The organism is Aeromonas sp. TW 6 (genome assembly GCF_013168745.1).
In the GTDB taxonomy this organism is placed as follows: domain Bacteria; phylum Pseudomonadota; class Gammaproteobacteria; order Enterobacterales; family Aeromonadaceae; genus Aeromonas; species Aeromonas caviae.
Window position 1 is genome coordinate 1 of sequence record NZ_JABERS010000037.1, and the last position, 13,047, is coordinate 13,047.

At 62.0% G+C, this 13,047-nt stretch carries 13 protein-coding genes; 6 read left to right on the forward strand and 7 right to left on the reverse strand.

Going from position 1 to position 13,047, the window contains the following annotated elements:
* Window positions 1-262 (forward strand): hypothetical protein (locus tag HKD46_RS21200; RefSeq protein ID WP_221413916.1); only part of this gene is annotated, 262 nt, incomplete at its 5' end.
* An 89-nt stretch (window positions 263-351) separates the two neighbouring features.
* Window positions 352-891: a gamma carbonic anhydrase family protein gene (locus HKD46_RS16195; protein WP_052815561.1), complete on the forward strand. Its 540-nt coding sequence runs from the start codon at window positions 352-354 to the stop codon at window positions 889-891.
* A gap of 79 nt (window positions 892-970) precedes the next feature.
* Here the strand turns inward: HKD46_RS16195 and polA are convergent, their stop codons facing one another.
* Window positions 971-3,724: a DNA polymerase I gene (gene polA, locus HKD46_RS16200; protein WP_171865673.1), complete on the reverse strand. Its 2,754-nt coding sequence runs from the start codon at window positions 3,722-3,724 to the stop codon at window positions 971-973.
* A gap of 401 nt (window positions 3,725-4,125) precedes the next feature.
* On the opposite strand from polA, the gene elbB reads away from it, so the two are divergent.
* Window positions 4,126-4,776 carry an isoprenoid biosynthesis glyoxalase ElbB gene (elbB, locus tag HKD46_RS16205; protein ID WP_042878992.1) on the forward strand — a complete coding sequence of 217 codons (651 nt, stop codon included), beginning with the start codon at window positions 4,126-4,128 and terminating at the stop codon, window positions 4,774-4,776.
* 72 nt (window positions 4,777-4,848) lie between these two features.
* Here elbB and HKD46_RS16210 read toward each other — a convergent pair whose 3' ends face one another.
* The 4 genes from HKD46_RS16210 to HKD46_RS16225 form a co-directional block, all read right to left on the reverse strand.
* The gene (locus HKD46_RS16210) at window positions 4,849-5,058 is read right to left on the reverse strand and encodes a cell division protein ZapB (protein ID WP_010672454.1); all 210 of its coding nucleotides are present in this window, start codon (window positions 5,056-5,058) and stop codon (window positions 4,849-4,851) included.
* Window positions 5,059-5,279: 221 nt separating this feature from the next.
* Complete coding sequence (locus HKD46_RS16215; protein ID WP_010672453.1) at window positions 5,280-6,560, reverse strand: hypothetical protein; 1,281 nt, start codon at window positions 6,558-6,560, stop codon at window positions 5,280-5,282.
* Between the two features lie 21 nt (window positions 6,561-6,581).
* The gene (gene cysE, locus HKD46_RS16220) at window positions 6,582-7,361 is read right to left on the reverse strand and encodes a serine O-acetyltransferase (protein ID WP_010672452.1); all 780 of its coding nucleotides are present in this window, start codon (window positions 7,359-7,361) and stop codon (window positions 6,582-6,584) included.
* Window positions 7,362-7,369: 8 nt separating this feature from the next.
* Complete coding sequence (locus HKD46_RS16225; RefSeq protein ID WP_052815550.1) at window positions 7,370-8,281, reverse strand: cation diffusion facilitator family transporter; 912 nt, start codon at window positions 8,279-8,281, stop codon at window positions 7,370-7,372.
* An 87-nt stretch (window positions 8,282-8,368) separates the two neighbouring features.
* Here HKD46_RS16225 and HKD46_RS16230 point away from each other — a divergent pair, with 87 nt between their 5' ends.
* From HKD46_RS16230 to trmL, 3 genes are all read left to right on the forward strand, one after another.
* Window positions 8,369-9,061 (forward strand): response regulator, encoded by a 693-nt coding sequence (locus HKD46_RS16230; RefSeq protein WP_069651467.1) that lies wholly within the window; start codon window positions 8,369-8,371, stop codon window positions 9,059-9,061.
* On the forward strand, window positions 9,058-10,413 hold the full coding sequence (locus HKD46_RS16235; RefSeq protein ID WP_039041147.1) for an ATP-binding protein: 1,356 nt from the start codon (window positions 9,058-9,060) through the stop codon (window positions 10,411-10,413). The genes HKD46_RS16230 and HKD46_RS16235 overlap by 4 nt, the downstream gene beginning before the upstream one ends.
* Window positions 10,414-10,483: 70 nt before the next feature.
* Complete coding sequence (gene trmL / locus HKD46_RS16240) at window positions 10,484-10,948, forward strand: tRNA (uridine(34)/cytosine(34)/5-carboxymethylaminomethyluridine(34)-2'-O)-methyltransferase TrmL (protein ID WP_103244035.1); 465 nt, start codon at window positions 10,484-10,486, stop codon at window positions 10,946-10,948.
* 31 nt (window positions 10,949-10,979) lie between these two features.
* Here trmL and HKD46_RS16245 read toward each other — a convergent pair whose 3' ends face one another.
* Together HKD46_RS16245 and HKD46_RS16250 are read right to left on the reverse strand one after the other, a co-directional pair.
* Window positions 10,980-12,350, reverse strand: a complete 1,371-nt coding sequence (locus HKD46_RS16245) for an MATE family efflux transporter (protein WP_171865674.1) — start codon at window positions 12,348-12,350, stop codon at window positions 10,980-10,982.
* Between the two features lie 14 nt (window positions 12,351-12,364).
* A complete protein-coding gene (locus HKD46_RS16250; RefSeq protein ID WP_045522510.1) occupies window positions 12,365-12,991 on the reverse strand; it encodes an SCO family protein in 627 nt (208 codons plus the stop codon).
* Window positions 12,992-13,047: the final 56 nt, after the last annotated feature.

Here is a 13,047-nt window from a genome sequence, read left to right on the forward strand (position 1 = left end):
TTTGATGCTCGATGCTGTGAGTGCCCACACAGATTGCTTGATTCAAATTGTTAAAGAGCGACGCAGCTTTTGGCTGCTGCGGGAGTGGCATTCTACTCAACCGCCTTCTCGAGTCAAGCCTTATTTTTACAGGCTTTTCGAGGCTACCGACTCAGGCTTTGCGTTGCCGCTTGCCCTGTCGATGGAGGCGCATTATAGGGAGCGAATTCGTTCTGGCAACCCCTCCTCTGCAATAAAATTGCAAACATCGGCACTTTTTTAGTTATTCATATCCAAGCACAGCTTTTATACAAACTTATCCACAGAAACCGGTGTCGTCTTGCTAGAATGGCCGAAAACAAGGAGGCCAAGATGGACTTGCGACTGAGACCTTACAAGGGAAAGTGCCCGCAACTGGGCAAACGGGTATATGTGGATCCCTGCGCCACCCTGGTGGGGGATATCCAGCTGGGTGACGATGCCAGCATCTGGCCCATGGTGGCCGCCAGAGGGGACGTCAACCATATCCGCATCGGTGCGCGCAGCAACATTCAGGACGGCACGGTGCTGCACCTGACCCGCAAGAGTGCCAGCAACCCTGGCGGCTATCCGCTGCTTATCGGCGAAGATGTCACGGTCGGACACAAGGCGATGCTGCATGGCTGCACCATAGGCGACCGTGTACTGGTCGGCATGGGTGCCATCCTGCTGGATGGGGTGATCGTTGAAGACGATGTGATGATCGGGGCGGGCAGCCTGGTGCCACCAGGCAAGCGGCTCGAGGCCGGCTTTCTTTATATGGGCAATCCCGTCAAGCAGGCCCGCCCTCTCAAGCCGGCCGAGATCGCCTTCCTGAAGACCTCGGCCGACAATTATGTGCTGCTCAAGGATGAATACCTGCAAGAGGCCTGACCCTGCAGCCACAAACAGGAAGCCCGGCATGATGCCGGGCTTCTCTGCTTATATAGCTAGCCAATCACTGTGGTCAGGATCAGTGGGCCTGATCCCAGTTGACACCAGTGCCCACTTCCACCACCAGCGGCACATCCAGTTCGGCCGCACACGACATCTTCTCCTTGATGAGGGCGATGTACTCTTCCAGCTTCTCTTCGCGGATCTCGAACACCAGTTCATCGTGCACCTGCATCAACATGCGGATCGACTCGTCTTCAATCCCGCGGATCCAGCCATCCACATTGATCATGGCCCGCTTGATGATGTCGGCAGCGGTGCCCTGCATGGGGGCGTTGATGGCGGCCCGTTCGGCAGCCTTGCGCAGGCCCGCGTTGCGAGACTTGATATCCGGCAGATAGAGGCGACGGCCAAACAGGGTTTCGACATAGCCCTGGGCGTCCGCCTGCTGGCGGGTGCGCTCCATGTACTCCAGCACCCCCGGGTAGCGCTCGAAGTAGAGATCCATGTACTTCTGCGCTTCGGCGCGACCGATCCCCAGCTGCTTGGCCAGACCGAAGGCACTCATGCCATAGATGAGACCAAAGTTGATCGCCTTGGCGCTGCGACGCATGTCGCTGGTCACCGCATCGAGCGCGACGCCGAATACCTCGGCGGCGGTCGCCTTGTGGATGTCCTTGCCCTCGGCAAAGGCGGTCAGCAGCCCTTTGTCACCGGAGAGGTGGGCCATGATGCGCAGCTCGATCTGGGAGTAATCCGCCGCCACCAGCTTGTAACCGGCGCACGGAATGAAGGCCTGCCGAATGCGGCGCCCCTGTTCGTTGCGCACCGGAATGTTCTGCAGGTTGGGGTCGGTGGACGACAGTCGACCGGTCGCCGCCACCGCCTGGTGATAGGAGGTGTGCACCCGCCCGGTCTGCGGCTTGATCATCAGCGGCAGCTTGTCGGTGTAGGTGGACTTGAGCTTGGCCAGGCCACGGTGCTCCATCAGCAGACGCGGCAGCTCATAGGTCTCCGCCAGCTCGGCCAGCACCTCTTCCGCAGTGGATGGCGCTCCCTTGGGGGTCTTTTTGATGATCGGCAGCCCCAGCTTGGTGAAGAGGATTTCACCCAGCTGCTTGGGCGAGGAGAGATTGAACTCCTGCCCGGCCAGCTCGTGGGCCTGCTTCTCCAGCTCTGCCAGACGCACTTCGATCTCCTGGCTCTGCTGATGCAGCAGCTTGGGCTCGATGGTGGTACCGAGTCGCTCCATCCGCGCCAGCACCGGCAGCAGCGGCAGTTCGATCTCGCTGAACACCTTGGCAAGGCCCGGCTCGGCAGAGAGCTTGCCCCACAGTGCCTGATGCAGACGCAGGGTGATGTCGGCATCTTCCGCCGCGTAAGGAGCCGCCTGCTCCAGCTCGATCTGATTGAAGGTGAGCTGCTTGACCCCCTTGCCGGCGATCTCTTCGAACGAGATGGTTTCGGCATTCAGATATCTGCGAGCCAGGGAATCCATGTCGTGGCGGCTGGCGGTGGAGTTGAGCACATAGGATTCGAGCATGGTGTCGTAGGCGATGCCCTGCAGCTCGATACCATGATTGAGCAGCACGTTGCGATCGTACTTGAGGTTCTGCCCCACCTTGAGACGGGTCGGATCTTCCAGCAGCGGTTTGAGCTTGCCCAGCACCACGGCCTCGGTCAGCTGTACCGGCGCCCCCAGATAGTCGTGGCCGAAGGGCACGTAGGCCGCCTTGCCCGGCTCGATGGCAAAGGAGACGCCCACGACGCGCGCTTCCATATAGTCGAGACTGGTGGTCTCGGTGTCGAAGGCAAACAGCGGCGCCGCCTGCAACCGTGCCAGCCACTCATCGAATTCGGCCTCATCCAGGATGCAGCGATAGTCGGTTTTGATGGTGACTGCCGGGGCGGCACCTTCATCATCACCCTCGGCGTCACTCTCCTCAGCGCCGCCGGACTCCAACTCTTTGATCAGGTTGCGCAGCTCGTACTCGCGGTAGACCGCCAGCAAAGCCTCCCTGTCGATGGGGCCAAGCTGCAACTCTTCCAGACTCTGTTCCAGCGCCACGTCGGTCTTGATGGTCGCCAGCACATAGGAGAGGCGCACCTGCTCTTCCTGCTCGCGGAACTTGTCGGCGAACGCCTTGGAGCCGCGGAAGCCGAGCGCCGCCACCTTGTCGAGGTTGGCGGCAATCTCGTCGATGCTGCCTATCCCCTGCAACAGGGCCAGTGCGGTCTTCTCGCCGACACCTGTCATGCCGGGAATGTTGTCCACCTTGTCCCCCATCAGCGCCAGGTAATCGATGATGAGCTCGGGCGGTACGCCGAACTTCTCGATCACCCCTTCCCGATCGGTCTTCACATCCTTCATGGTGTCGATCAGGGTGACATGGTCGGAGACCAGCTGCGCCATGTCCTTGTCGCCGGTGCTGATGAGCACAGGCAGCTGTTTCTCGGTCGCCTGACGGGCCAGGGTGCCGATCACGTCGTCGGCCTCCACCCCTTCGACCATCAGGAAGGGGAAACCCATTGCCTTGATCATCTGGTGGATAGGGGCGACCTGGCTGCGCAGATCGTCCGGCATGCTGGCGCGTGTTGCCTTGTATTCGGGATAGATGTCGTCACGGAAGGTCTTGCCCTTGGCGTCGAACACCACGGCCACGTGGCAGTCGGGGTACTGCTTGCGAAGGCTGCGCATCATGTTGGCCATGACACGGACGGCGCCGCTAGGCAAGCCGGTCGAGGTGCGCAGATCGGCCTGCTGCGAGGCAAAGAAGGCGCGGTAAAGATATGAAGAGCCGTCGACCAGAATAAGAGGATTGCTAGAGGCCATGAAAATCGTCCTGCCAAGAATAAACAGCCGCTAGGATGCCACAGGGCCCGCACCACACCAAGGGGACTCCCACCATCACCCCGGCGCACCGGTGGGGCATATTGCTGTGGATAACTCTGTGCTCAAAAATGGCACCATTGCATCACGGCCGTGACAAATCTGTGGATTAAAACAAAAAATATCTTTTAAAACATTGCGTTGAGAACATGAAAACTCAACATGACGCACGTATCATGATCTCGATCAATGTGGAAAAAAATTCAAGGGGGGTACTGAGGCAGGATCCAAAACGAAACAATCCTAGCACAGGGAGATGACTTGACCAGCGGAGGTCGAACGATAACCATACAAAAGTACAACAATCTACCCTGGCTCACATTTTCAACAACGAGGAGTCTGTCATGAAAAAAGTGGCCGTGATCTTGAGTGGTTGTGGCGTGTTTGACGGCGCCGAAATCCACGAGGCCGTCATCAGCCTGCTGGCGCTGGCCCGTCAGGGAGCATCCGTTCAATGCTTCGCCCCCAATGTCCCTCAGCTTCATGTCATCAATCACCTGACCGGCGAGGTCAGCGAGGGAGAGAGCCGCAACGTGCTGGTCGAGGCGGCCCGCATCTGCCGCGGCCAGATCAGGGATGTGGCTGAACTGGATGCAGCCGACTTCGACGCCCTGCTGGTGCCGGGCGGCTTCGGCGCCGCCAAGAACCTGTGTGACTTCGCCATCAAGGGAGCAGAGTGCCGTATCCAGCCGGATGTGCTGAAGGCCTGCCAGAGCTTTGCCAGAGCAGGCAAACCGGCCGCCTACATCTGCATCGCACCGGCCATGATCCCGCTCATCTATGGCGCCGGCACCCTGGCCACCATTGGCAACGACGAGGGCGCCGCCAACGCCATCGAAGCCATGGGTGGCAGTCATCTCGACTGCCCGGTGAGCGAATTCGTGGTGGATCAGGAGCGCAAGGTCATCTCCACTCCTGCCTACATGCTGGCCAACAATATTGTGGAGGCGGCGGACGGCATCGAGAAGACCGTCAAACAGCTGCTGGCACTCTGATTGCCCGGCAGACCAAAACAAGCGGGCCGCTCAAGGAGCGGCCCGCTTTCATTCCGGTCAGTCTAGACGGGTTCAGATGGCATCGCCCATCTGGTCCATCTTGCCCAGCAGGGCACGCAGACGCTCTTGCCAGGCAACGTGCTCGTTGCGCAGTTGGTGGTTTTCGTCTTGCAGCTTGCTGTTCTGCTCTTTCAGCTCGTCCAGCTCCATCTTCAGCAAGGAGATGTTGTCGACGGCGGATTGTACTTTGGATTCGAGTTGCTCAAGGACTTCTAGTGACATATGCATACCTGTATGTTCAATTGCGATGCCCCACAGAGGGCGATTCAAGCGCGTGGAGCCAGCATACCCTGATGCGCTCGGCACAAACAAGCCAGCACGTTGCAAAATGCGCCCTGCGGCCCGGTATTGCTTAAATATGCGTCGGTTTTTCTCGCAGGCAGCAGGAACCTCGATCCCGGGCGTCCGCCGTGGCATAACCCGCCCTCCTGCCGATGCCGTCATCAGCCATGCAAAGCGATGAAGCCCCCCATCATCAGACAGGCCACGGCGTACATCAACAGGCCGTAGAGCAGGTTCCAGCGCAGCAGCAGCCCGGCGCTCAGGTTGTAGCGGGACGCCAGCGCCAGATTGGAGCCGGAGAGCGGGCTCGTCCCGGTCGCCAGCCCCCACCCCATGAGGAAGCACATGCCAAGCAGGCTGGGATCCGGTGCCAGCGGCCAGAGCAGCGGCGCCACCCCCGAGATGCTGATGAGAGGATGCACACCCACTATGGCCACCAGGAAGATCAGCAGCAGGGTCAGGCAGGCTTCCAGCCAGCCGAAGTGGTTGAACAGCGGCAGGCCGTGGCCACTGCCAAAGTCCAGTACTGACAGCGCGCTGTTGATGCCAGCCGCCAGCAGGCCGGCCCCCAGAAACAGCACCAGCTGGCCACCGATGGCCGGGAAGCGCTCCACCACCTGGCGCTTGAGAGCAGCCCCTCGCCCCGCTTGCGGCATGAACAGCAAGGCCAGCAAGGGCGCCACCAGGGCGATCACCGCCAGAATGCTGAGTCCGGGCCAGAAACGGTGGATCACCAGCACCAGCAGTGCCAGGGTCACCGGTAGCCCCAGGGTCTGGAGCCGCAGCGGATAGCCTTCAAAGGTCTCCACGCCGAGCCGCTCTACCTGCCAGGCTGTCAGCCCCATGGCCAGCAAGGCCGCCAGTATGCCAAAAGGCAGTATGCTGCCCAGTTGCAGACCCGGTGCATAGGTGAGGGCCACCGCCATGGCGACGAAGAAGGGGGACCAAAACGCAGCCGCACAGAAGATCCGGCTCAGCACCATGACCTGACGCCGCTCCAGCGTCCCGTTGCGCTCCAGCCGATCGCCGATGATGAAGAGCACCGAAAGATTGATGACGGCCCCCAGCAGATTGAGGCTGGCCATGGTGCTCCACAGCCCCTTGCGACCGGACCAGGAGGCGGTGCCGGTCAAGAGGCCGGAGGTAGCCAGATTGAGGGTGCTCACTGCGGCAAACATGGTCAGCATGTTGATGTTCGGCAAGAGCCAGTCACCGGGGCTGAGGCTGGCCCCTCGCCACCAGGAAAAGAGCAGCAGCAGGAGCGCCGCGCCGTAGAGGGCCAGCGCCTGGCGCCGTGCGGCCCCCACCAGCCAGGGCCAGGTGAGCAGGGAGGCGGCCCAGGCCGCGATGGCGGCGGGCCAGGGGGAGAAGTCCAGATAAAGGTGCAGCAGGTTGAGCAGCCACATCCCCAGGATCAGAAAGCCTGACCAGCGCTTGACCATACAACGGCCTCGGTCAGGGGATCAGAGGCACTGATCCATGTCCAGGGAAGGTTTGTCGCACTCGGGGCGGCCCACAATCCTGGCAGGCACGCCAGCGACCGTGGTGTGAGGCGGCACCGGGTTGATCACCACGCTGCCGGCACCGATCTTGGCGCCGACGCCCACCTCGATGTTGCCGAGCACCTTGGCCCCCGCCCCTATCATCACCCCTTCCCGGATTTTGGGGTGACGATCACCACTCTCCTTGCCGGTCCCCCCCAGAGTCACACTCTGCAGGATGGAGACGTCGTTCTCGATGACGGCGGTTTCCCCGACCACGATACCGGTGGCATGGTCAAACATGATGCCCTTGCCGATGCGGGCGGCCGGGTGTACATCCACGCCGAACACCACGGAGATCTGGTTTTGCAGATAGAGCGCCAGGGCACGGCGTCCCTGACGCCACAGCCAGTTGGCCACCCGATACCCCTGAAGAGCATGGAATCCCTTGAGGTAGAGCAGCGGGGTGGAGAAGAGGTCGACCGCCGGGTCGCGATCCTGCACCGCGCAGATGTCGGCGGCCACTGCGGCCAGCAGCTCGGGTTCGCTGCGCAGGGCCAGCTCGATCACTTCCCGCAAGGCGATGGCAGGCATGGTGGTGCTGTCGAGCTTGTTGGCGAGCTGGAAGCTGAGCGCCGAGCGCAAATCCCGGTGATTGAGAATGGTGGAATGAAAGAAGCTGGCCAGCATGGGCTCCTGGGCCGCCATGCTCTGCGCTTCCTGCTGAATTTTTTGCCAGGTTCTGGCAACCAGATCATCCATGTTGCAGCCTACAGTTGTTCAGGGTGAGTGCTTTGTCGTTCTTTTGCCAGCACCGAGATGGGGTCCATGTGAATGATCACATCCATCCGCTCGAAGGCCTGGCGGACGGCCAGTTCAGCCTCGTCGGCTATCTGATGAGCCCTGACCAGAGGCAGTTGATCATCGAGTTCCAGATGCAACTGCACGAAACGAGTCGGCCCGGATTGGCGGGTACGCAGGTCATGTACGCCATGCACCCCCTCTACGGCGCAGCAGAGGGCCATTATTCTCGCTTGTTCCTCCTCTGGCAACTGACGATCGAGCAGGGCCTGCACCGATTCGTAGCCGATATGGACAGCCCCCCACACCAGGAACAGACCGATCAGAATGGCAAACAGGCCGTCGGCCCAGTACCACCCCTGCCCCGCCAGCACCAGTGCCACCAGCACGCCGCCATTGAGCAGCAGGTCGGAACGGTAGTGCAGCATGTCGGCCTTGATGGCCACACTGTTGGTCTTGCGGATGACAAAGCCCTGGAAACTCACCAGCAGCAGAGTCAGCACGATGGAGCCGACACTGACCCAGATCCCCGCCTCCAGGCGTACCACGGGCACCTGATTCAGCATCGACGAGATGCCGTGCATCACCAGCAGCAGGGCGGACCCCGAGATAAAGGCCGACTGCACCAGACCCGCCAGGGACTCCGCCTTGCCGTGGCCGAAGCGATGCTCTTCGTCGGCAGGGGCCAGCGCATAACGGATGGCCAGCAGATTGATGAGAGAGGCGCTGATGTCCATGAAGGAATCGGTCAGGGATGCCAGCAGGCTGGATGAATCCGTCATCAGCCAGGCGATCAGTTTGCCCAGAATGAGCAGGGTGGCGGTGGTCACAGCGGCCATGCTGGCCAGGGTGACCCAGCGGGAATAGTGTTGGTGGCTCAAAACCGGCTTTCCTCCGACGCGTAAAAACTTATTATACCCTGACCCGGACGTCAGTTTGGCGTGCAAAATCAACAGAGTGACTCCCAGATGAACAAAATACTCCTGGTCGACGACGATCTCGAACTGACCCAGCTGCTCACCGAAATCCTGACCCTGGAGGGGTTTGAGGTCACCGTCGCCGAGGATGGGGAAGAGGGATTGCAGCGACTGGCAGAACAGGCATTCGACCTGGTGCTGCTGGACGTCATGATGCCCAGACTCAACGGTTTCGCGATGCTGACCCGGCTGCGCAAGACCCACGACACCCCGGTGTTGATGCTGACCGCCCGTGGCGACAGCCAGGATCGGGTCAACGGGCTGGAGGCCGGTGCCGACGACTATCTCGCCAAGCCGTTCGACGACAGGGAGCTGCTGGCCCGGGTGCGCGCCATCCTGCGTCGAACCCAGAGCCAGGCTCCCCAGCGCGGAGCCCCGGACGAGCTGAGATTCATGGATCTGGTGCTGCAACCCGGCCTGCAACAGGCTCGCTGCGACGATCAGTTGCTGGAACTCACCGCCACCGAGTTCGGCCTGCTGGAGTGCCTGCTGCGCAATCCGGGCCAGATCGTCAGCAAGGGCCTGCTCTCCGAACAGGTGCTGGGCAAGAAGCTCGAACCCTTCGATCGGGCCATCGACATGCACCTGAGCAACCTGCGCAAGAAGCTGCCGGAGCGGGCTGACGGCCAGCCCCGCTTCAAGACGGTGCGGGGACGAGGCTACCTGTGGCTGGAGCAGGCATGAAATCGGCCCGCACCTTCAACGGCCTTTCCACCCAGATCTTCCTCTGGTTCTGGTTCATCCTGCTGCTGGTCGTGGCCGCGGTGGTAATCCTCCCCACCCTGGACCCCCGCAACATCATCCCGCTGCCGGCCCACGAGATCACCCGTCTCAACAACAACCTGGCGGCGCTGCAACGGGGCGCGGATCCCGAGCAGGATTTCGATCTGGCCAAGGCCATCGATGCCGCGGGCCTCTTGCCGGTGGACAACATCTATCTACGCGATGCCAAGGGGCAGATGCAGTCCAGCACCCGGCTGAGCAAGTTCGTGATCCGTTTCATGCTCGACTCGGACAACCCGGCCAAGCCCATGCTGGGCAGCGAACACCAGCGCGCCATCGCCGGCCCCTTCCAGATGGTCCATCACGGCCAGACCTATCACGTCTATTTCGGTCTGAACGTCGAAAACTCCTACCTGTTCCTCTTCATCCAGATCCTGGATCACCCCATCCAGATCCTGGGCATCGCCATGCTGGTCAGCACCCCGCTCTGTCTGTTGCTCGCCTGGCGCCTGACCCGCCCCATACTGCAGTTGCAGCAGTCGGTCTCCCAACTCGCCCAGGGCAACCTGGAAATACAGATCCCCAACCTGGGGCGGCGCGACGAGATAGGCCAGCTGGCCGAACATGTCAGTCGCATGGTCGACACCCTCAAGGACATGATCCAGAAGCAGAAGCAGTTGCTCTCCGACATCTCCCACGAGCTGCGCAGCCCCCTGACCCGCATCCAGCTCGCACAGGCGCTGATCCGCCGCAAGCAGGGGGACAGCGCCGAGCTGGCGCGCATCGAAGGGGAGATAGCCCGGCTCGACAAGCTGATAGGGGATCTGCTGGATCTGTCGCGGGTGCAGCAACATGTGGAGGCGCCGGTGACGCTGCCCCTGGCGGAGCTGCTGGAGCCCATCCTGGACGATGCCATGTTCGAGGCAAACCAGAACGGCAAACAGCTCAGGCTCCCTTCCCTGCCCGCCGAATCCCTCACCATGTGGCCGGAGCTGCTGGCGCGCGCCCTGGAAAATCCCCTGCGCAACGCCCTCAAGTATGCCCGCGAGTTCATCAAGGTGGACTGGTACCGGGAGGGACGGGAATGGGTGATGACCATACGGGATGACGGCCCGGGCGTGCCGGTGGAGCAGCAGCCCCGGTTGTTCCTGCCCTTCTTTCGGGTGGACGATGCCCGCAACGCCAAGACCGGGGGCACGGGTCTCGGCCTTGCCATCGCCGCCGAGGCGATCCAGCGTCATGGGGGGACCATCCGGGCCAGCAGCAATCAGCCGACCGGACTGGTCATCACCATCCGTCTGCCCATGCCCTGACCTCCCCCTTTTCATCGGCACGGGTGCTGGGTATGCTGGCGCCCGTTTCGCACCAGCCCAGGATCCTTCCATGCTCGATATCGTGCTCTACCAACCGGAAATCCCCCCCAACACCGGCAACATCATTCGCCTCTGCGCCAATACCGGCTACCGGTTGCACCTGATAGAGCCCCTGGGGTTCGAGTGGGATGACAAACGGGTCAAGCGGGCCGGGCTCGACTATCACGAGTTTGCCGACGTCAAGCGCTGGCCTGACTATGAGGCGTTTCTGACGGCCGTCGCCCCCCAACGGGTCTTTGCCTGCACCACCAAGGGACGCACCGCCCACTCGGCGGCCCGGTTTGCCCCCGGTGACGCCCTGCTGTTCGGGCCCGAGAGCCGAGGCCTGCCCATGGAGATCATCGAGAGCCTGCCATTCGAGCAGCGGCTGCGCATCCCCATGCTGCCCCAGAGCCGCAGCATGAATCTGGCCAACGCCGTCGCGGTGTTCGTCTACGAGAGCTGGCGACAGTTCGACTATTCAGGCTCGCTCTGACCGCTGACGATATTGGCAAGACGGCCAGGATTCAGACTGACTGCGCCGCCCCCTGCCCCGCCAGCAGCCGTCCATCACGCTCCAGTCGCCAGCAGAGCCAGCCCAGCGTCAGGCCACGACCGGCCATCAAGGCACTCATGGCGGCCCACAGGGCCGCCACACCCCATCCCTGGCAGAACCACCAGATGGGAAAGAAGCCGGCAAACACCGCCACCAGCATGCTGTTGCGCATCTCCCGGGCCCGGGTGGCGCCGATAAAGACTCCGTCCAGCAGGAAGCACCAGACCGCCAGCAGCGGCATGGCCACCAGCCAGGGGAGCTGACGTTGCGCCTCGGCGATCACCGCCGGTATGTCGGTAATGTGGCGGATGAGCCAGTGTCCCCCCAGGGCAAACGAGAGGGTGAATGCCAGGGCGATCAGCAGCGCCCAGCCCAGATTGAGGACGATGGCCTCCCGCAGCAGCGGCCGATCACGCCGCCCGATGGCACGCCCTACCATGGCTTCCACCGCATAGGCAAATCCATCCAGCCCGTAGGAAATCAGCATCAGGAAATTGAGCAGCACCGCATTGGCGGCCACCGCCACATCCCCCAGCCTGGCCCCCTGCAGAGTCATGAACACGAAGCAGAGTTGCAGGCAGAGGGAGCGGATGAAAATATCCCGGTTCAGGGCGAGCAGCCGCAGCAGGGCCGGCCACTGGCGCCAGCGCTGCCAGGCGTTGTGCCACACCCCGGGATCAAGTCGGCGCAGATGCCGGCTCACCAGCCAGAACCCCACCCCGAGCGTGCTGTAATCCGCCAGCAGGGAAGCTGCGGCCACCCCTTTCACCTGCCAGCCCAATCCCAGCACGAACCAGGCATCCAGCACCATGTTGACGAGATTGCCCAGGATCAGCAGCAGCATGGGACTGCGTGCATCCTGCATGCCCAGCAACCACCCCATGATGACCAGATTGCACAAGGCCACCGGGGCGCTCCAGACCCGCACCGACACATATTGACCGGCATAGGTCTGTACCTCGGAAGAGCCGCCGCCGAGGGCGATGATGGCTGGCAGGAACGGCAACAACAGGAGCAACAGCACCATGCCCAGTCCGATCGCCAAGCCCAGGGCCCGCGCCAGGGTGTCGAGCTGCCCTTCGGCATGGGCTGCACCCTGAGCCTGGGCGGTCAGCCCTGTGGTGGACATGCGCAGGAAGCCAAGCAACCAGAACAGCAGATTGATGAAGGTCGCACCGACCGAGACGCCGCCGAGAAACCAGGCCTGGCCAAGATGACCGATCACCCAGGTATCCACCAGCCCCAGCAAGGGCGTGGTGACGTTGGAGAACACCATGGGCAGGGCCAGGGCGAAGACGGCTCTGTGGCGGCGAGGATCCTTCAGCCAGGCGGGAATCAGCATGGTGCGCGCCGGGATCACTCGCCAGCCAGCCGCACAATGCGCGCGAAGTCGGCCACCATGGCCTGCATGTCCACGTGGGGCACCTCACCCGGTGCCACTTTGGGTCGGAAGGTGGCCACCAGCTTCCCCTCGGGGTTGATCAGCACGATGGAGGCGGAGTGGTCGATCAGGTAGTCCTTGCGATCCCCTTCCACGATGGAATAGACCAGCCCCAGATTGCGGACCAGAGGAAAGAGGGCACTGTGAGGTGCTGTCGCCGCCTTGAACTCGGGCTCGAAGAAGGCGGTATAGCTTTTCAGGCGGGCGCTGTCATCCCGCTGGGGATCCGCCGAGATGAATACCACCTGGCTAGTGGGGGCTATCTTCTTCAACGCCGGATAGACGCTGCGCAGATCCGCCAGCGTGGTCGGACAGACATCCGGGCAGTAGGTGTAGCCGATGAACAGAAAGCTCCAGTGTCCCGTCAGGTTGGCAGGGGTAAAGGGCTGTGCATCCGCATCCGTGAGGGTAAACGGGTTGATGTCTCGCCCCGCCGGGTAGTAATCGGCCTGTTCCGGCACCGCGGGCTGACTCCAGTAATAAGCCGCCGCAATGGCGCCGATAAACAGCAACAGCAGCAGGTAAAAGCGTGGTTTAACCATATAAAACAAAGCCTTGCTTATGTTAGAAGCCCAGGGGGCAAAACCGGTAGGGGTCA